The sequence below is a fragment of the Bermanella marisrubri genome, assembly GCF_012295615.1.
GTDB lineage: Bacteria > Pseudomonadota > Gammaproteobacteria > Pseudomonadales > Oceanobacteraceae > Bermanella > Bermanella marisrubri.
In genome coordinates, this window is record NZ_CP051183.1 from 437,850 (window position 1) to 457,500 (window position 19,651).

At 45.2% G+C, this 19,651-nt stretch carries 18 protein-coding genes and 1 rRNA gene (1 of these 19 running past the window's edge); 11 read left to right on the forward strand and 8 right to left on the reverse strand.

Translation table 11 applies throughout. The annotated features are described in order from the left end of the window. Positions 1 to 81: 81 nt before the first annotated feature. Both HF888_RS01975 and HF888_RS01980 read left to right on the forward strand, forming a co-directional pair. Positions 82 to 441: a pentapeptide repeat-containing protein gene (locus tag HF888_RS01975; protein WP_007017938.1), complete on the forward strand. Its 360-nt coding sequence runs from the start codon at positions 82 to 84 to the stop codon at positions 439 to 441. Positions 442 to 535: 94 nt separating this feature from the next. Beyond that, on the forward strand, positions 536 to 1,333 hold the full coding sequence (locus HF888_RS01980; RefSeq protein WP_007017939.1) for a Crp/Fnr family transcriptional regulator: 798 nt from the start codon (positions 536 to 538) through the stop codon (positions 1,331 to 1,333). A 188-nt stretch (positions 1,334 to 1,521) separates the two neighbouring features. On the opposite strand, the gene HF888_RS01985 is transcribed toward HF888_RS01980, so the two are convergent. Next, positions 1,522 to 2,478 carry a LysR family transcriptional regulator gene (locus HF888_RS01985; protein WP_007018800.1) on the reverse strand — a complete coding sequence of 319 codons (957 nt, stop codon included), beginning with the start codon at positions 2,476 to 2,478 and terminating at the stop codon, positions 1,522 to 1,524. Positions 2,479 to 2,605: 127 nt separating this feature from the next. On the opposite strand from HF888_RS01985, the gene HF888_RS01990 reads away from it, so the two are divergent. Beyond that, the gene (locus tag HF888_RS01990) at positions 2,606 to 4,027 is read left to right on the forward strand and encodes an acetyl-CoA carboxylase biotin carboxylase subunit (RefSeq protein WP_007018801.1); all 1,422 of its coding nucleotides are present in this window, start codon (positions 2,606 to 2,608) and stop codon (positions 4,025 to 4,027) included. Positions 4,028 to 4,044: 17 nt separating this feature from the next. Beyond that, positions 4,045 to 5,847 carry a sodium-extruding oxaloacetate decarboxylase subunit alpha gene (oadA, locus tag HF888_RS01995; RefSeq protein WP_007018802.1) on the forward strand — a complete coding sequence of 601 codons (1,803 nt, stop codon included), beginning with the start codon at positions 4,045 to 4,047 and terminating at the stop codon, positions 5,845 to 5,847. A gap of 73 nt (positions 5,848 to 5,920) precedes the next feature. Here the strand turns inward: oadA and HF888_RS02000 are convergent, their stop codons facing one another. Further along, on the reverse strand, positions 5,921 to 6,319 hold the full coding sequence (locus tag HF888_RS02000; protein ID WP_007018803.1) for a hypothetical protein: 399 nt from the start codon (positions 6,317 to 6,319) through the stop codon (positions 5,921 to 5,923). A gap of 185 nt (positions 6,320 to 6,504) precedes the next feature. Here HF888_RS02000 and HF888_RS02005 point away from each other — a divergent pair, with 185 nt between their 5' ends. Then, positions 6,505 to 7,026 carry a DUF1439 domain-containing protein gene (locus HF888_RS02005; RefSeq protein WP_007018804.1) on the forward strand — a complete coding sequence of 174 codons (522 nt, stop codon included), beginning with the start codon at positions 6,505 to 6,507 and terminating at the stop codon, positions 7,024 to 7,026. A gap of 16 nt (positions 7,027 to 7,042) precedes the next feature. Here HF888_RS02005 and HF888_RS02010 read toward each other — a convergent pair whose 3' ends face one another. From HF888_RS02010 to HF888_RS02025, 4 genes are all read right to left on the reverse strand, one after another. Then, positions 7,043 to 8,395, reverse strand: a complete 1,353-nt coding sequence (locus tag HF888_RS02010) for an MATE family efflux transporter (protein ID WP_007018805.1) — start codon at positions 8,393 to 8,395, stop codon at positions 7,043 to 7,045. A 132-nt stretch (positions 8,396 to 8,527) separates the two neighbouring features. Beyond that, positions 8,528 to 9,820, reverse strand: a complete 1,293-nt coding sequence (hemL, locus tag HF888_RS02015; protein ID WP_007018806.1) for a glutamate-1-semialdehyde 2,1-aminomutase — start codon at positions 9,818 to 9,820, stop codon at positions 8,528 to 8,530. 26 nt (positions 9,821 to 9,846) lie between these two features. Further along, positions 9,847 to 10,269, reverse strand: coding sequence for a protoporphyrinogen oxidase HemJ (gene hemJ / locus HF888_RS02020; RefSeq protein WP_007018807.1), 423 nt, complete (start codon positions 10,267 to 10,269; stop codon positions 9,847 to 9,849). 10 nt (positions 10,270 to 10,279) lie between these two features. Then, positions 10,280 to 12,034, reverse strand: coding sequence for a chloride channel protein (locus HF888_RS02025; protein WP_007018808.1), 1,755 nt, complete (start codon positions 12,032 to 12,034; stop codon positions 10,280 to 10,282). Positions 12,035 to 12,111: 77 nt separating this feature from the next. Here HF888_RS02025 and argC point away from each other — a divergent pair, with 77 nt between their 5' ends. The 4 genes from argC to erpA all read left to right on the forward strand — a co-directional run bounded on the left by argC (position 12,112) and on the right by erpA (position 14,747). Beyond that, on the forward strand, positions 12,112 to 13,146 hold the full coding sequence (gene argC, locus HF888_RS02030; RefSeq protein WP_007018809.1) for an N-acetyl-gamma-glutamyl-phosphate reductase: 1,035 nt from the start codon (positions 12,112 to 12,114) through the stop codon (positions 13,144 to 13,146). A gap of 24 nt (positions 13,147 to 13,170) precedes the next feature. Continuing rightward, on the forward strand, positions 13,171 to 13,926 hold the full coding sequence (locus tag HF888_RS02035) for a DUF6776 family protein (RefSeq protein ID WP_007018810.1): 756 nt from the start codon (positions 13,171 to 13,173) through the stop codon (positions 13,924 to 13,926). After that, positions 13,913 to 14,338: a bactofilin family protein gene (locus tag HF888_RS02040; RefSeq protein ID WP_007018811.1), complete on the forward strand. Its 426-nt coding sequence runs from the start codon at positions 13,913 to 13,915 to the stop codon at positions 14,336 to 14,338. Before HF888_RS02035 ends, HF888_RS02040 begins: the two co-directional genes overlap by 14 nt. A 79-nt stretch (positions 14,339 to 14,417) precedes the next feature. Then, positions 14,418 to 14,747 carry an iron-sulfur cluster insertion protein ErpA gene (gene erpA / locus HF888_RS02045; RefSeq protein ID WP_007018812.1) on the forward strand — a complete coding sequence of 110 codons (330 nt, stop codon included), beginning with the start codon at positions 14,418 to 14,420 and terminating at the stop codon, positions 14,745 to 14,747. 24 nt (positions 14,748 to 14,771) lie between these two features. Here erpA and HF888_RS02050 read toward each other — a convergent pair whose 3' ends face one another. Together HF888_RS02050 and HF888_RS02055 are read right to left on the reverse strand one after the other, a co-directional pair. Then, the gene (locus HF888_RS02050; RefSeq protein ID WP_007018813.1) at positions 14,772 to 15,851 is read right to left on the reverse strand and encodes an anhydro-N-acetylmuramic acid kinase; all 1,080 of its coding nucleotides are present in this window, start codon (positions 15,849 to 15,851) and stop codon (positions 14,772 to 14,774) included. Positions 15,852 to 15,860: 9 nt separating this feature from the next. After that, a complete protein-coding gene (locus HF888_RS02055) occupies positions 15,861 to 17,138 on the reverse strand; it encodes an OapA family protein (RefSeq protein ID WP_007018814.1) in 1,278 nt (425 codons plus the stop codon). A 179-nt stretch (positions 17,139 to 17,317) separates the two neighbouring features. Here HF888_RS02055 and tyrS point away from each other — a divergent pair, with 179 nt between their 5' ends. Then, positions 17,318 to 18,610, forward strand: coding sequence for a tyrosine--tRNA ligase (tyrS, locus tag HF888_RS02060; RefSeq protein WP_007018815.1), 1,293 nt, complete (start codon positions 17,318 to 17,320; stop codon positions 18,608 to 18,610). A gap of 509 nt (positions 18,611 to 19,119) precedes the next feature. Then, positions 19,120 to 19,651, forward strand: a 16S ribosomal RNA gene (locus HF888_RS02065) (it continues 1,001 nt past the right edge of the window).

The window sequence follows — 19,651 nt, forward strand, 5'->3', positions numbered from 1 at the left end:
GATTAGAGTAGGGCTTATTTGACCTATACCGTATTTAAGCTTAGCTAAAGATAGGGATAAATCATTTTAAGGGAGAGCCCGGTGAAGCCAAAGATTTCCCAAGACCCAATGTACCAATTGCTTCGGGAAGAAAAAGTACCAGAATTCAATAAGTTACGGACTCAAGGTAAGGCTTGTGACTTAACCGGTTGTGATTTCAGAGGCCTGGATCTTCGTGACTTGGATGTGCGAGGGTTAGATTTAAGTAACGCTTATTTTCGTGGAGCGGATTTGCGATCGGTGGATTTCCGAGGAGCGAAGCTTAGTGGTGCCAGTTTAGCGGATGCCAAGATCAGTGGCTGTTTTTTCCCTGACAATATCAGTGCTCAAGAGATTCTTATGTCTGTGCAACATGGAACACGCTTGCGTCACCCATCTCCAGATAGCCGACTTCCTGCTTAGACGGCTTTTGCCAATTGAGACATTGGTCAGATTGTGTACAGAGCGTTTCGTGATACTATGCGGCCACTGAGAAACGTGGGATTAGTCAGAATTTATGTTTTTTCTAGGTAAAGTTCCTGCACAGGTTGAACCCCTGATTGAGCGACAGCAATTGCTGACGCAGCACCTAATGCAGCAGTTTGAGGGCCCTTCAGAGGTCCAATCCTTTAGCTATCTTAATCAGTTGCTTGATAGCTTTGGTAAAGAATACATGGGAATCCTGCGTTCTGGCTTGATTACTGCAGTTAGCAAAGGCGTGGAAGTAGCCTGTTATGAGGCTGGCGACTTTGTTGGTATTAGTCGAGTCTTTGGTTTGCCCTATGCCCAGCTTAAAGTGGAAGATGAAGTAGAGGTGGAGCTAATTCACCGAGATACTTTTGTCACTTACATCAATGAAGATCCTGTTCGCCAACACCGCTGGAGTAATTACTTGTTGACCAATGTGGCCTTGTATCAAGAGGTATTGGCTCACTTTCATGTACAGGTTCAAGTACAAACGCCTAAAGGCTTTCAGCAATTACAGCCTGGTGATGTGATCATTAGGGAGGGTGATATCGCAGATACGGTTTATCAATTGATGTCTGGTAGTGCCGATGTAACCGTTAATGGTGTTACCGTGGGTGAGATTTTAGACGGAGAGATCTTTGGTGCCATGGCAGTATTCACTGGAGAGATGCGCAATGCCACTGTGACAGCGCGCGAAAATTGTCAGTTGATGGTGATTCCTAAAAACGAGTTTGTTGACTTGATTCGAGCTCAGCCAGAAACGGCTATCACTCTGTTAGATAATATGTCACGTCGTATTAAATCACTGAATGAACAAGTACTAAGACAGCAAAATCAAATTGCCTGAAGAGAATAATGTCATGCTGGCGGTATTTTTCTAAATATAAATGAGAATTATTATTGACAAGGTAAATGAGAATGTATATTATTTACTTGCAGTCACGGAAAACGCAGCAAGTTGAAAGTGAATGCACTCTCTCATCAAGCTAATCACATTGCTAATTTAGCAAGCCACTGGATTTCCAGTGGCTTTTTTTATACCTCTATTTTGACCATATCTGCAAATTTAGTCTGAATACGCTCTAGATTGTCTTGCACATATTGCACGAAAGCGGCACTAGCAGGGCTAGGGTGTCTTGCTGATGGATGAACCAAACACCAAGATCTCACTAATGGGAATCCCTCGACATGCGCCTGTTTAAGGATGCCGAGTTTGAGTTCTGGCAGAATTCCCAATTTTGGTAATAGTGCTACCCCTAGATTAGCTAAAACACCATGTTTAACAGCTTCGTTTGAGCCTAACTGCATATTTGGGATCAAACGCAATCGTTGCTGTAAGCAAAACTGCTCTAACGCCAAGCGAGTTCCGGAGCCTGGCTCCCGCATAATGACAGGCTCATCGAGGAAGCGCTGAGCAGGGATGTTAGTTTCATTGGCTAGCGCATGATCTTTATGTACAACGGGAATCAGTTCGTTTTCTAGGAAGGGCAGTGAAGTAAGTGGTCGCTCGCTCGGAACTAGACCCATGATCACCAAGTCATCTCGGTTGTCGCTCAAGCGCTCAATAGCTTTGCGACGGTTGACTACTTTAACCTTAATATTCACTGCAGGGTGTAGCTGTAGAAACTCGGTCAGCATGTAAGGTAAAACCAGTTGTGCGGTATTCACAATTGTCAGACGGATATCACCGGATAGCTGCCCTTTAAGAGCATCCACATCGGTTTGCAGGGTTTTTAATTCGCCAAAAATGCTTTCGATACTTTCAGCAACTCGTTCCCCAGCTTGCGTGCAGTAGAGTTTTCTTCCCACATATTCAAATAAGGGCTGACCAAGAGCTTGTTCCAATTGTTTGATTTGGGCACTCACTGCAGGTTGTGTTAAACCCAAAACATCGGCAGCGCGACGATATCCTTGCTGATTATAAACCGCTTGAAACACCTGCAATTGTCTCAATGAGAGGCGACTGATAAGGCGCTGAATGGTTAAAGGCATGAATGTTTCATCCGCATTAAATATTTTATCTATAAATTATAAGTTATCGCTGAGCTAAGAAAAATCAATTATTACTAATCAGTATGGTTTGGCTATGCTTATTTGACCAATGAGGGAGGGACACACAATGTCCAAACTTAAGAAGGTCCTGATTGCCAACCGCGGTGAGATAGCCGTACGCATTATCCGAGCGTGCGCCGAACTGGGAATTCGCTCTGTCGCTATTTATACCGAGGCCGATCGCTATGGCTTGCATGTTAAGCGCGCCGATGAATCTTATTGCTTAGGGGATGATCCTTTAGCGGGTTATTTAGATCCTGCGCGCATTGTTAACTTGGCGAAAGAAACTGGTTGCGATGCGATCCATCCGGGATATGGTTTTTTATCGGAAAATGCCGAGTTTGCTCGCATTTGTGAGCAAAAGGGCGTGCGCTTCATTGGTCCGAAATCCGATGTTATTCAAGGTATGGGCGATAAAACCCAAGCCCGTGCCAGTATGCGCAAAGCTGGAGTGCCGGTCACACCCGGTTCTGAAGGTAACCTTGCGACAGTGGAAGAGGCCATTGAGTTAGCCAATGAAATTGGTTACCCGGTTATGGTTAAAGCGACATCGGGTGGTGGCGGTCGCGGTATTCGACGCTGTGATAGTGAGCAAGAATTAAAGCAGCAGTTTCCCCGAGTGATCTCCGAGGCCACTAAAGCCTTTGGCAGTGCTGATGTCTTTATAGAGAAGTGCATTGTCGATCCGAAACATATCGAAGTTCAGATTTTAGCTGATAGCCACGGCAATGTGATTCACCTTTATGAGCGAGATTGCTCTATTCAGCGACGCAATCAAAAGCTCATCGAAATCGCTCCCAGCCCACAACTGACTGATGAGCAAAGAGAGCACATTGGTGAGCTTGCGGTAAAAGCCGCCAAAGCCGTGGGATATGAAAATGCGGGCACGGTAGAGTTTCTATTCACGGGCGATGATGTGTATTTCATGGAAATGAATACGCGAGTGCAGGTAGAACATACCATCAGTGAACAAATCACGGGTGTGGATATTGTTAGTGAGCAACTAAAAATCGCAGCCGGAGAAAAGCTCGCTTATAGCCAAGAAGATATTCAGTACCGAGGCTTTGCTTTGCAATTTCGCATTAATGCCGAAGACCCACAAAACGATTTTTTACCGAGCTTTGGTCGCATTAGCCACTATTACGCACCGGGTGGTCCCGGAGTACGTGTCGATACGGCCATTTATACCGGATACGAGATTCCTCCTTACTACGACTCCATGTGTTTGAAGCTCATTGTTTGGGCACTTAATTGGCAAGATGTCATTAAACGTGGTCAGCGCGCACTTGATGATATGCGCTTGCAAGGGGTTAAAACCACCGCCGAATATTATCAACAGATTTTGCAGCATCCTGATTTTGCACAAGGGGAATTTAATACCAGTTTTGTGCCGAATCATCCTGACTTATTAAAGTATTCCAATAAGCGTCACCCAAGTGAAATTGCATTAGCCATTGCTGGGGCCATTGCCGCCCATGCTGGTTGGTAGCGGTAAGGAGAGCAAAGATGACACAGCCTAAAAAAATACAAGTGACAGATTTGATCTTGCGTGATGCTCATCAGTCGTTGATAGCAACGCGTTTGCGTACCGAAGACATGTTGCCCATTTGCGATAAACTCGACCAAGTAGGTTATTGGTCATTAGAGGCATGGGGCGGCGCCACCTTCGATGCCTGTGTGCGCTTTTTGAAAGAAGATCCTTGGGAACGCTTGCGTAAGTTACGTGAAGCCTTGCCTAATACGCGCCTACAAATGCTATTGCGCGGCCAAAACTTATTAGGTTATCGCCATTATGCTGATGATGTCGTGCAAGCTTTTGTGCAGAAGGCCGCGGATAATGGCATGGATGTATTTCGTATTTTCGACGCGCTAAATGATTTGCGTAATTTAGAAACCGCCATGGCTGCCGTGAAAAAAGCGGGCAAGCATGCAGAAGGCACGATTTGCTATACCACCAGCCCGGTGCACACTCCTGAACTATTTGTACAGCAAGCAAAAGATTTACAAAGCATGGGAGCGGATTCCATCGCCATCAAAGACATGGCGGGTTTGCTTACTCCTTACGCTGCTTATGATATTACCAAAGCCATTAAAGCCGAAGTGGATTTGCCACTCGTGATTCACAGTCATGCGACTGCTGGGTTGGGAGCCTTGTGTCAGTTAAAAGCCATCGAAGCCGGTGCCGATAGAATGGATACAGCGATTTCCTCTTTTGCTGGAGGCACCAGTCATGCCGCTACCGAATCGCAAGTGGCCGCTTTAAAAGGTACACCTTACGATACAGGGCTTGATTTGAACTTGCTGACCGAAATTGCGGACTATTTTCGTGAGGTGCGCAAAAAATACCATCAGTTTGAAAGTGAATTTACCCGCGAAGATATCTCCGTACAAATTAATCAAGTTCCTGGCGGTATGATGTCGAATTTAGCCAATCAGCTAAAAGAACAAAACGCTTTGGATCGCATTCGTGATGTCTTTAATGAAATTCCAAGAGTGCGCGAAGACTTAGGCTACCCTCCGTTAGTAACACCGACTTCACAAATTGTAGGAACCCAAGCGGTTTATAACGTGCTGGCGGGTGAGCGTTATAAAACCATCACCAATGAAGTAAAGCGCTATTTGCAAGGTGGATATGGCAAGCCGCCGGCAGAGGTTAATCAATCGCTTCAGCAAAAAGCTATCGGCAATGAAAGTGTTAATGAAGCGCGACCTGCCGATTTACTTAAGCCAGAGTTAGAAAAACTCAAAAAGGACATTAGCGACTTAGCCAAGACAGAAGAAGATGTTTTGACCTATGCCATGTTTCCTGAGCTGGGTAAGGAATTTTTACAACAACGCAATGACGGCGCATTGCAGCCAGAGCCTTTATTACCTAAAGAATCTGCAGAACGTGCTATGGACTCTGTTGCGACGGAATTCAAAATCGACGTACATGGTGAGTCCTATGATGTGGCGGTTACAGGTGTTGGTCAAAGCGGTAGCGGTAAGCGCAAACTTTACATCACTTTGGATGGCATGCCCGAAGAAGTTGAGTTCGAAGCGCTAAACGAATACATCAATGAGCAGGGTGGCAGCGCACGTAAACGTGCATCCGAACCGGGTCATGTGACTGCAGCAATGCCGGGTAATATCATCGACGTATTAGTTAAAGAGGGAGATAGCGTTTCTTCTGGTCAAGCACTACTCGTGGCAGAAGCCATGAAAATGGAAACAGAAATCAGCGCCAACATTGATGGCACGGTAACACATATTCACGTGCAGAAAGGCGATCGCGTAACGCCGGGAGAAGTACTCATTGAAATTGAATAGTGCACTGGACATGCACTGCAACCTGTTTAACTCTAGCTAGCTTATCGTATATGGGGCCAACCGCGATTGCTAGCTAGAGTTCTTCTATTAAGTCTTCTAGTTGTTTAATCTTTTCTTCGCTTAAGTTTTCACGATTTTTCTCTAGGTACTGACTTAACATCAAGGCTTCTTCAGAGGTCCTAGATTGCTTGTTAGTATCATACGTATCTACACCGAGATTACTCAGCTCGGATTCACTGATGAATCCACCCTTATATAGTTCTTCCACGAGCGCAGGAATATCTTTGGATGATATGGCGCCACTAGAAAAAAACTGCGCGCTAATTTTTTGTAGTTTTTTCGCCGGGGAAGATAGATTTACGGAGTCTTGCGCTGAAGCCTTGTTTGGTTCATCCGTGCTGTCGGATTGATTAACTGGACTATTGATAGCTGTTAAATAGGGATTACCAGTTTGGTTGTTGCTTACTTGCATGATTCGGCCTCCTCAACGAGCATGTATGACGTGCAATACAGCAAAACTTATTCCATCTGTGTTGGTCTATGACTAGAATGAACTTTAAAGCACTGTTTGGATGATTCACGGCAGCAAGTGACCGCCATCGCATTGAAAAGTGGCTGCACAGCGGCAAAGTTTGTAGATAAATGAAGGGTGTGACAATGAAGCAGCTAATATTCGGATGTTTATTATTTATAGGGCTGAGCGCTTATGGCTCTGATTACAAGCTAACGTTTACTGAGCAGCAAGTTCAGCAACAAGTGAATACTCAACTTCCGATAAACAGAGATTTGGGCTTAGCGCAGCTAACAGTTCGTAAAGCATGGGTGAAGTTCTTAGAAAGTGAGCGGCCATTGCAGTTAAGTTGTGATGTTTTAATCAATAGCTTCCAGTACCAAGGTAACGCTTTGGTTGTGCTTACAGGTGATCTTAGGTACCAAGCTAATAATGCGAGCTTTTACATTGATCATGTGCATGTGAAAGACATGCAAGTGGAGGGCATGCCCGACTCACTACAACCCACACTAAAAAGCATTACCCAACAAGTTTTGTCACAAACGTTGGCGCAGAATCCAATTTATACGTTGTCGAATGGCGTGATTGAAGAGCAACTTCTAAAAGCGAATTTGAAAACTGTTTCGGTAGAGCAAGGTCAATTGGCGATTTACTTAGACATGTATTAACGCGGATTATTTCTCATCACGATTGTATGGTCAGTAAACGTTGTTGCCATTGATCGCTTTTCTTAACGTGACGAATCATCACAAGTACACTGATACCAATGGCAACATTGCCTAAGGCGCAACCAATGAACAATCCTTCAAGTCCATAAAATGCCTGACCCACCCAAGCAAAGGGCAGGTAAAAAACAAAGAGACGCAAGATATGAATCTTCATTGAAATTTTGGGTTTATGCAATGCATTGATAGTGGCGGTGGTAAGTAAGGTGAAACCGACCCCAATATAACTGAGCGGTACAATAAACAAGAACGTTTGAATGATTTCCTGAACGGCTTTCTCTTCACTGAATTGTCGACTTAGAGGTTCTGCCAATAAGATCAACAACAAGTACACAGCGGTTTGCCAAAACAGAATAAAGGTTAAGCTTTTCCTTAGCGCCAATCCAATGCGATCTACCTCACCGGCTCCATGATTTTGTCCCACAAAAGGCGGCAAGCTAGAGGTAAACGCCATGACCACAATCATGGCGAGTGGTTCGATACGCATACCTACACCAAACGCAGCGACAGCAGCGGTACCAAAGCCTGCGACCCACGCGATAAGGACGCTGTTAGCAATGGGTCCTAACATATTGGTGATCGCTGCAGGCACAGCTAAGGTGAATAGCTTTTGCCAAAGCCTCATTAAGCCTTCGGGCAAACGATATTCAACTAACCGGTTTTGTTGTAAATAGCGGAACATGAAAACAAAAGCAGCCAGCCAGCTTAATACAGAGGCGATAGCGGCTCCTTGAACACCAAGCGCGGGAATCGGTCCTAAGCCAAAAATCAGTATTGGATCAAGAATGACATTAATACCTGCGCTGGCCATCATCGCTAGGCTGGGAAGCTTGGTATTGCCGGATGCTCGGATGCTGGCGTTTACGACAATCATCACCATCAATAACGTACTGCCACTAAACCACCACACCATGTATTCACTGATTATGGGGATGAGCTCATCGGTCGCGCCCATCAATTTAAAAATAAACGGGTGAAATAAGATACCTAAAATGGCAATACCGATACCAATGCATATGGTTAAGTACAAACTTGATGTTACCCAAGACTGAGCTTGTAGATGGTTTTTTTGGCCTAGTGCGCGAGCGACCACTGCACCAGTGGCAATGCTTAAACCAATAGCCACGTTCATGACCAACATATTGATCGGGAAGGTGAAACTGACCGCTGCTAGTGGCTGTGTGCCCAGCAAACTGATGAAATAAGTATCGACAAGATTAAAAAGAAAAATGGACAAGATTCCCACGACCATGGGTGCCGTCAAGCGATAGAGCCAGCGACCAATAGAGCCTTGGGTTAAATCTCTTGCCATAACGACCTTGGGAAATATGTTTAGGAAGTGAACATTGTGGGTGAAGCTAAGGCAGTAAGCAAATGAATGCAGAGTTCCATTTGCTTACTAAATATAAAAGACCAAAAAGAGAGCAGGGTCTATATGGTGTTTTTATTTGGCTAAGTTTGCCATTACTTTATCTGCAGCTGCTAAGGTGAATTCAATGTCTTCATCACTAACGGCAGAGCACATAAAGCCGGTTTCAAAGGCGCTTGGTGCCAAGTAAACCCCTTCGTCCAACATGCCGTGGAAAAATGCTTTAAATTGATCCATGTTGCAGCGGCTGACTTGATCAAAGCGACTAATGCTTTTCTCTTCGCTAAAGAAGAAACCGAACATGCTACCCACTTGGTTAGTGGTTAGTGCAATACCATGTTTTTCTGCGAGTGCTTCTAAACCTTGGCAAAGCTTTTTCGCTTTCTCGCTAAGCATGTCATAAAAACCAGGCTTTTCGATGGCGTTAAGCATGGCTAAACCGGCACTCATGGCAACAGGATTACCGGACAAAGTCCCTGCTTGGTATACTGGACCTAGCGGTGCCAAGTACTCCATGATTTCTTTCTTGCCACCAAACGCGCCCACTGGCATACCGCCACCAATCACTTTACCTAGGGTCGTTAGATCAGGTTTAACACCATATTTTTCTTGAGCACCACCTTTAGCAACACGGAAACCGCACATAACTTCATCAAAAATTAGAACGATACCGTGCACGTCGCAAAGTTCGCGCAAGCCTTCTAAGAAACCGGGCTCAGGGGGAATGCAGTTCATGTTGCCTGCGACGGGTTCGACAATGACACAGGCTATCTCATTGCCAATTCTAGAAAAGCATTCGCGTACCCCGTCAAGATCATTATGGGTAAGCGTCACAGTAAGGTCAGCCAATACAGAGGGCACGCCTGGAGAGCTAGGTACACCTAAGGTTAATGCACCAGAGCCTGCTTTTACTAGAAGCGAGTCGGCGTGCCCGTGATAGCAGCCTTCAAATTTCACCAGCTTGTCACGACCGGTAAAACCGCGAGCCAATCGAATAGCACTCATGGTGGCTTCAGTGCCGCTAGACACCATGCGCACCATATTCATGCTTGGATAAATCTCGCAGACTTTATTAGCCATTTCGATTTCGATCTCTGTAGGGGCGCCAAAGCCTAAACCGTTTTCAAGCTGTGCTTTCACCGCTTCCATAACTTCTGGAGCATTGTGGCCGAGAATCAGAGGACCCCAAGAGTTCACATAATCAATATAGCGATTTCCGTCCTCGTCATACATGTAAGCGCCTTGGCCCTTCTTGAAAAAAACGGGAGTACCGCCAACGCCTTTAAAAGCACGAACCGGTGAATTGACGCCGCCAGGGATATGAGTTTGGGCATCGTTAAATAAGGATTCAGAGCGAGAATAATTCATGAGTTACCTTTGAAGATAGATAATGTTTAAAAAGGACGAACCACAGCTAAGATGACAATGGCAACAAGGGCGAATACAGGCACTTCGTTTAATACTCTAAAAAACTTGTCGCTTTTTGTATTCATGTCATCGCGAAACTGCTTCATCAAATGACCGCAGTAAAAATGAAAACCAATCAACAAAACCACTAAACTTAGCTTGGCATGAAGCCAACCTTGGCTCATATAGTAATCAACGTTGTAGCTAATCAACCAAAGACCTAAGATCACAGTGGCAATCATGCTAGGCGTCATAATGCCGCGATATAGCTTACGTTCCATAATTTTAAAACGCTCAATGCTTGCAGTATCCTCACTCATAGCGTGATATACAAACAGACGTGGCAGATAAAAAATAGCAGCAAACCAGCAAACCACAGCAATAATGTGAAACGCTTTTACCCAAAGCATGAGGCAATTCCTATTGATGATTATAGCGATAGAAGCTGTGTATTCTATCATGCTGAACAATGCCCATAACAGAGACTGCAGTGGTTTGTTGTCCAAAGTGAATGGTCAAGCAATCGACTTGTTGCTCGGCCATAGTATCCAGTGCTTCTTGCAAATTGGCTTGCATGAAAATACTGGCGCATTGCGCTCGATTACCAGGCAAGGCCATCATATTAATATGAGGTGTTTCTAGATCTTTCTCTAACCAATTGGATAGTTCCTCATCATCAAGTAATAGATTCGCGACGTCGGCTGCTGGTATACAGGCGATAATGGACTTGTCCTCTTGAATTAATAAATAAATGGGGTTGCCACTCAGCGCGAGCTGAATACTTTCAAGGCTGGCAATCTTGTCGACTACTTTGATGTTTTTCTCAGCCACACTCAATACACTGTTTTGTCGCAGCATTTGCTCTACAGGACTGGTATCGACGGTGAGTCCTCTTAGTTGCAGTAATCTTGGGAACAAAGCCTTTTGCTTAAAGATTTCACTGGCGGTTAAATTGGCAATGACCACCACTAACATGGCGGGTAATAAAATATTGGGGTTGTTGGTTAATTCTAACAGTGTCATTAGAGCAGTAAGCGGAGCTTGAAGGCATGCACTCATCATAGCGGCCATACCGAGCATTGCGTAATAACCTGTTGATCCTGCGATATCAGGTGCAAACTGATTACCTATTTCACCTATCACTCCACCAGCACAAGCACCAATAAACAACATAGGACCAATGGCACCGCCGGGTTGACCTAATCCTAAATTCAAACTGGTGATTAGCAGTTTAGCCATGGCGAAAATAAACAATGCAATCCAGGGTAGATTTCCTAGTAGCGCAGCGTTCACAGTGTCGTAACCAATGCCCATAACCGCTGGGATCAAAAGCGCGAGCACGCCATTTAGTACGCCGATAAGCAATAAACGAATAGTAAAAGACTGAGGTGCTTTTTTCGCCGTGTTTACACAGACCCATATAAACATGGCTGCTAATGCACCCATAAGTAAACCTTCAACAATCAGGAACGGCGCTTCTAGCAGAGAATTCATTTGTAGAGCCGGCACATTAAAGGCTGGTTCCGAACCATATACTGCACGGGTTACTAGAGCGCCGGTGACGGATGCCAGAATCACCGGAATTAAACTGAGAAAACTGTAACCCATGACGATGACTTCCATAGCAAAGATGACACCGGCAATGGGGGTATTAAACGATGCACTAATAGCAGCGGCGACACCGCAAGCCAACAAAAGTTGAGTGTGGCTGCTGGTCATTTGTAGCTTGCGACTCATGATACTGCCAGCAGCTGCGCCAAGGTGAACTGCGGGTCCTTCGCGCCCCGTACTTTGGCCACTTATTGCGCAGATGATACCGCCGAAAAACTGCACGAATAAGTTACTCATTGGCATATGTCCTTGGTGATTTTTCAATCGCTCAAGAACATGGGAAATACCCACCTGTCGAGCTTTGGCGCTAACCTTGTAAAATAAGGCAATGAGAAGTAAAGCTCCCATCATTGGCAATGTCATCCGCACGAGAGGATTAAGGGCTTCAAATGCTTCGTGATGAGGCATACCCAAAAAGCCACTGAGCGAATGCTCAATGGCAAGGCGGAACAGTAAAATGATGCCACTGGTTAATAAGCCAGCAACAATGCCGAGCATTGCAAGAGCGGGCAATGCTTCGCCGTGAGCAAGTTTGATTCTAAGCTGGCTTAATAGTGATGCCATGGTTTACTCTATTACTTTTCACTAAAGGCGCTATCATAGGAGCCTGTTACATTCATACCAAGCAAGAAGGTGATATTGTGATCAATGTTGGTCTGGTTGGCGGTACCGGTTATACCGGCGTCGAACTGTTGCGTATTTTGGTTCAACACCCCGAAGTCAACTTAAAAGTGGTGACTTCACGCGGTGAAGAAGGTAAACCAGTTGCTGATATGTATCCCAACCTGCGACCATACACGGATATCTGCTTCAGTGTACCCCAGCTTGAAACACTAAGTGAGTGTGATCTCGTGTTTTTTGCAACACCTCATGGTGTAGCTATGGAAATGACGCCGGACTTAGTCGCTAATGGTGTGCGTATTATTGACCTTGGGGCTGATTTCCGCATTTATGATACGGATGAATATAGTAAGTGGTATGGAATAGAGCATACCTGCAAAGATATTATGGCGGAAACCATTTATGGTTTGCCTGAAGTAAATCGTGAGCAAATTAAAGATGCGCGTGTCGTGGGTAACCCGGGTTGTTATCCGACAGCGGTTCAACTTGGTTATTTGCCTTTAATTAAATCCGGCGTGGTTGATACCCAAAATTTAATTGCCGATTGTAAATCTGGCGTTAGCGGTGCGGGTCGCCAAGCAAAAGTTGGTACTTTACTTTGTGAGGCAAGTGAGAGCTTTAGTGCATATGGAGCATCTGGACACCGCCACTTGCCGGAAATTAAGCAAGGTTTGGCGTTTGCTAACCAGAACAAAGACGTGGGCTTAACATTTGTGCCACACTTGACGCCAATGATACGCGGTATACACGCTACACTTTACGCTAAGCTTACGGATACGAACGTCGATTTGCAGAAGTTATACGAAGAATTCTACCAAGATGAACACTTTGTCGATGTCATGCCATTCGGCAGTCACCCGGCAACGCGCAATGTAAAAGGCAGTAACTTCAATCAGATTTCACTGCACAGACCCCAAGATGGCGATACCATCGTGGTTCTCTCTGTGATTGATAATTTGGTGAAAGGAGCAGCAGGGCAAGCTGTGCAAAACATGAATATCATGTTTGGTTTCCCTGAACATACAGGCATGACACAGCCTGCTATGTTGCCTTAATAATAAGACAGTAAGGAAAGCATCATGGCCGTGGTTAAAGGCAGTAAACAAAATAAGTTAACGGTAGTTAGCTATGACCCTTGGTCGCGTTTTTGGCGCCGATTACTGGTATTAATCCTCATTACAGGATTGGCCATAGCGGGTTATTTCTATGGTCGATACGAAACATTACAACTTCAAGCTCAGGCGATCGCAGAGCGAGATCAGTTGCTCATTGATCTTGAAGAAGCAGAAGAAAAAATCGCATCATACAGTCAGCGCGTGATCATGCTCGAGAAAGGTGGTGAAGTGGATCGTCGGTCTACAGAGGGGTTGCGTCAAAATATGGTGGATTTGCGCGAGCAAATCGCCACTTTGCAGGAAGAAGTAGCGTTCTATAAAGGTATCATGGCGCCGTCTAGTCGCAAGCAAGATTTACGCGTGCAAAAAGTGGAAATCGATAAGACCCTCGCCGAACGTACATTCCGTTACAAAATTGTCGTTACTCAAGTTGGCACCAATCAGACATTCGTATCAGGCTTGGCTGGAGTGAATGTGGTGGGTGCATTAAATGGCCAACAAAAAACTTATGGTTTGCGCGATGTCTCAGATGATGTGCAAGACTATGGCATAAAATATCGCTTCCGTTATTTCCAAGAAATCGAGGGTGAAATGGTATTGCCGGAAGGTTTCGAACCGGAATATGTTGAAGTGATATTACAATCAAGTGGCTCAAGGTCTAAGCGTTTAGAAAAGTCGTTCCCTTGGCCAGGTAAGGAGCAAGCTAATGCTGAGCAGTAAAAACAAAAACCCAGGACATTTCGATACGTTGATCTCAAACAATGCGGAGATCAAAGGTGATCTTCATTTTAGCGGTGGCCTGCATATTGACGGAAAAGTAAGTGGAAATATCTTTGCCGATGCAGATAGCAATGCTGTTGTACGTATTAGTGAGACGGGTATTGTAGAGGGCGAAATAAAAGCACCGAACATCATTATCAATGGTCGCATCGTGGGTAATGTTTACTCGGCGTCTCACCTAGAGTTGGCGAAAAAAGCCATGGTCTCTGGTGATGTTCACTACGTCATGATGGAAATGGTGATGGGTGCACAAGTGAACGGCAGCTTGATTCATCAGGCGGACCCAAAAAAAGGGAAGGGTCGCAAAGGTAAAGAACCAGCATTAGAAGAAGTAACGGCTGAAAAAGAGTAATTCAAGCAATTAGTTGACTAGAATACTCGGGTTTATTCATAATACCCATCAGTGTGTATCCATAGATAGGTAGTGCAGTATGAGTGAAATGTCCCTGACCCCAGCGGCTGTGGGTAAAATTCAGGCGCTAATCGAGGATGAAGGGGATGATAGCCTTTGCTTGCGTGTATTTGTTACGGGCGGAGGCTGCTCTGGTTTTCAATATGGTTTTACTTTTGATACTGAAGTAGCCGAAGATGATGCGCAAATGCAGCAAGACGGCGTAAAGGTGCTTGTGGATTCATTAAGCTACCCTTATTTGGAGGGGGCGAGTGTGGATTACCAAGAAAACTTGGAAGGTTCGCGCTTTGTAGTAAGCAACCCACAAGCCTCTACAACATGTGGTTGCGGTTCTTCATTCACGATCTAGTTAGTTAACTTAAACCCGGCTTTCCTAGGCCGGGTAAATTGCACCTAATATGCGCTTTCCTGCAGCGCCCGTTACGTCACAGACATTACCAGGTTTTCGATCAATACAACGCTTTGCTAGCCAAGCGAACGCCATGGCTTCAATGTCTTGTGAGTTGACCCCCCTTTGCTCACTGGTCTTAATATCAAAACCCTCTAGGTATTGTGCGAGCTGGCGTATTAGCCAACGGTTTTTGGCGCCACCGCCACACACGATTACTTCAGCTTGCTGCCAGTGACGTTTGATTTCATCGGCAACAGTTCTTGCAGTAAGCGCTGATAGAGTGGCTTGTATATCTTGCTTGGCATAGTGTTCCTTCAGTAGGGGCTTGAGCCACGCCAAATTGAAGTGCTCTCGCCCTGTGCTTTTAGGTGCCGGCAATGCAAAATACGGGTCGTCTAACAGGATGTTCAAAAGATCTGGGATGACTTCACCACTGGCCGCCCATTGCCCTAGCTCATCGAAAGGCTGTTGCTTATGCAGTTTGCACCAAGCATCCATCAGCACGTTACCTGGCCCTGTATCGTATCCCAGTATTTTATGATCGCTATGCAGTAAGCTGATATTGGCCATACCTCCGATATTGACTACCGCAACGTTTTCATCTGCTTTTGAGAATAGGGCATGGTGGAATGCAGGTACTAATGGAGCACCTTGCCCACCAGCTGCAATGTCACGACTACGAAAATCACAGACAACATCAATTTCCGTAAGCTCAGCTAATAGAGCACCATTAATCAGCTGGATACTGTAATGAGGGGGAATGTGCCGAACGGTTTGTCCATGACAGCCAATGGCATCAATATCCTTGCTGGAGTACGCAGAAGCATCTATTAATGCACTCACTGATTCTGCGTAAAGATTTGATAGCTGATTACTTACTGTGGCAGCTCGATGGATTTCATCGTCGCCACTTTCGCATAAACTCAGCAATCGTTGCTTTAGCTTGTCGTCAAAGGGTAGATGGTGACGAGCCAGTACCTCGCACTGGTGATCGTCGATATCGACCAAGACGCTGTCCACGCCGTCTAAGCTGGTGCCTGACATTTGGCCGATGATTTTCATGTTGATCCTCTATCTCGAAGCAAAGTAATCGCCATATAAATGGCTCTCTAATCGCATGACCATTACTTGCGCGTAATGCATAAAGTCTTTCTTGCGTGACTCATCGATCGGACGGGCGTGAGGTAGCTTCACTGTTAATGGGTTGCGATGTACACCGTTTACACGGAATTCATAATGCAAGTGGGGTCCTGAAGCTAAACCCGAACTACCCACGTATGCGACGATCTGACCTTGCTTAACTTTTTTCCCCCTACGAATTGTCCGATGAAACGCATTTAAATGGGCGTATAGCGTGGTGTAAGAACTACCATGCTGCAAAATGAGCACTTTTCCATAACCGCCTTTACGCCCAGCAAAGATGACTTTGCCATCACCAGCTGCTTTTATTGGCGTGCCGGTACGCGCTGCATAATCTACACCTCGGTGTGCACGGATTTTATGCAAAATAGGATGGCGACGGTTGAGGTTGAAGCGAGAGCTGATGCGCGTGAAATCCACAGGCGTGCGCAAAAACGCTTTACGCATACTTAAACCACTTGGCGTGTAATATTGACTATAGCCAGAGTCATCAGCGTAGCGTACGGCAGTATAGCTGCGACCTTGGTTTTCAAAGCGAGCCACGAGAATGTCACCATCGCCCACTTTTTTGCCATCCAGATATTTCTCTTCGTAGATCAGGCTAAAATTATCGCCCTCGCGGATATCTAAAGCGAAATCCACATCCCAACCAAAAATACTGGCCAATTGCATTATCACACTATTACTGAGTCCAGCGTCCATACCCGTTTCAAATAAAGAGGTGTTAATAGTGCCTTGCGCAAAAGACTCGATGGTGTCCGGTTCTAAAACGATCTTTTTACTATTAAATTTGCTGTCTACTAAGTGGAATTCAAAACTTTCATAGAGAGATTTTTCTAAGCGAAAAGCGATGAGTTCATCGTTTTCTATCTGAAAGCCGATGGCATCACCTGGATGTAAACGGTCTAAAGCCGAGCCGTGTTCAGTTTGCGTTAATAAGTACAGAGATTTTGGCGAGAGGTCTCGGTTTTTGAAAAGCTGCGCTAAATTTTCGCCGGGACGAATTTCATGCATGTCCCAGATGATCTCGGGTTGATCAGGTTTACTTTGCGTTTTTTCTGGCAACGGCACTTGATACGCAAAAGTACGACGCTGAAGTTCTTGCTGAACCGGTATAAAAATAAGTAACGCTGCTAAAAACAAACAGGTTAGCCCCAACGCAATCCAATGGCGCTTGGGCAAGATCTCTAATGCCGAATCCTTATACATCTCACTACTGCCTATAATTTTTATGCAATAAGCATATCATTCCCTATAACCTATTGTAGACACTAATTCGGCACAATCAGCACTGGTTGGCAGGTAAACGGCCATGTGACTTGCAAAATCTGCCAAATCCGTTAATTTCTCATCCCCTTTTTTTAATTCATATGTAACTGGAAAGATTAATGACAGCGGCACTGATCGACGACCTGAAAGCACGAGGCCTGTTTAACGACTGTACAGCAGAAGCGGAGCTGATTGAAAAGCTCGAAAGCGGTTGTCAGACCCTCTATTGTGGCTTCGATCCCACTGCCGATAGCTTGCATATTGGATCCTTGGTGCCTTTATTGGTGTTAAAGCGCTTCCAAGAAGCTGGCCACCGTCCATTGGCTTTAGTGGGTGGGGCTACGGGTTTAATCGGTGATCCTAGCTTTAAAGCAGCCGAGCGCCAGCTTAACGGACCAGACGTCGTTGCCGGTTGGGTTGAAAAGCTAAAAGCTCAAGTGAGTGCGTTTATTGATTTTGATGCGGGTGATAAAAGCGCCAAGGTCGTGAATAATCTAGACTGGGTTGGCGAAATGAACGTCATCGAATTCTTGCGAGACGTGGGTAAGTATTTTTCTGTCAATCAAATGATTCAAAAAGAATCAGTAAAGCAACGTATTGAACGAGAAGGTTCCGGTATTAGCTTCACTGAATTCACTTATATGTTGTTGCAATCATATGATTTCGCCAAGTTGAACGAGACAGAGTCTTGTGTATTGCAGATTGGTGGTTCAGATCAATGGGGTAATATCACAGGTGGTACAGAGCTAACCCGTCGCATGCATGGCAATCAAGTGTTTGGTTTGACCTTACCTTTGGTGACCAAAGCTGATGGTACTAAGTTTGGGAAAACGGAATCAGGAACAATCTGGCTCGATCCAAAGCGCACCTCGCCTTACGCCTTCTTCCAATTCTGGATGAATACAGCTGACGCAGATGTTTATAAATTCCTGCGTTATTTCACCTTCCTCTCTATAGAGGAAATAGAAGCCATAGAAAAAGCGGATGCGGAAGTGCAGGGTAGAAAGTCGGCGCAAGGTATATTGGCGAAAGAAGTTACCCGTCTATTGCATGGTGAAGAAGGTTTGGCAGCGGCCGAGCGTATTACCGAAGCGTTATTCTCTGGTGATGCTACCCAGCTAAGCGAGCACGATTTAGAGCAAATTAAGCAAGATGGTCTGCCATCCAGTGATTTGGACACATCCGAATTGGCGGATAAACCGCTAACTTCTATATTGTCAGAAGCGGGTTTGGGACAAGGTAAGCAGATTAAAGACGCCTTGGGTCGCAATGCGGTGATCGTTAATGGTCAAGCCTATGGGATGGATGACTTAATGAATGCGACTGTCATCTTTAGTAAAGAGAAAGCGATGTATGGTCGTTTTTTCATCATCAAACTGGGTAAAAAGAAGCATCATCTATTTGAGATTTAAATAATTTTAAATAAGTGTTGACGGGAAAAAGAGAGTCCCTATAATGCGCGCCTCTTCTTCGGGAACTGTCTATGACAACCAAGAAGAAGGCGCGTTTTTATTTACAGAGTTGGTTGAAGATGACCGCTCATTTTTTACTCAGTAAAATGATAAAAAATTAAATAAAAACAAAGTGTTGACAGAGAATCGAAACACTGTAGAATGCGCCCCCGCTTCGACGCAAACGCGACAAGCAAGTCAACAAATTAAGCGGAAACGCTTAATAAAAACTTTAAAAAAGTTGTTGACAAAAAGATGCGAATCATTAAAATGCGCATCCCGCTTCGAGAGAAGCAACGACAAGCCCGAGCGGCAAGTCGAGATCTTTAAAAACGAATTCAGACAATTCGTGTGGGTGCTTACCGAAAGTCTTGGTGCAAACAAAAGACTTTTCGAGTAAGTCAAACACTGTCAAATTTATTTTAACAGTAGTTTTAATACTTGAGCACATCTTAGGATGTAAAATTTTTAAACTGAAGAGTTTGATCATGGCTCAGATTGAACGCTGGCGGCAGGCTTAACACATGCAAGTCGAGCGGAAACGATGATAGCTTGCTATCAGGCGTCGAGCGGCGGACGGGTGAGTAACGCGTAGGAACCTACCCAGTAGTTCGGGATAGCCCAGAGAAATTTGGATTAATACCGGATACGCCCTACGGGGGAAAGGGGGCTTCGGCTCTCGCTATTGGATGGGCCTGCGTGAGATTAGCTTGTTGGTGAGGTAAGAGCTCACCAAGGCAACGATCTCTAGCTGGTCTGAGAGGATGATCAGCCACACTGGGACTGAGACACGGCCCAGACTCCTACGGGAGGCAGCAGTGGGGAATATTGCACAATGGGCGCAAGCCTGATGCAGCCATGCCGCGTGTGTGAAGAAGGCTCTAGGGTTGTAAAGCACTTTCAGCAGCGAGGAAAGCTTGTTGGTTAATACCCATCAAGTGTGACGTTAACTGCAGAAGAAGCACCGGCTAACTCCGTGCCAGCAGCCGCGGTAATACGGAG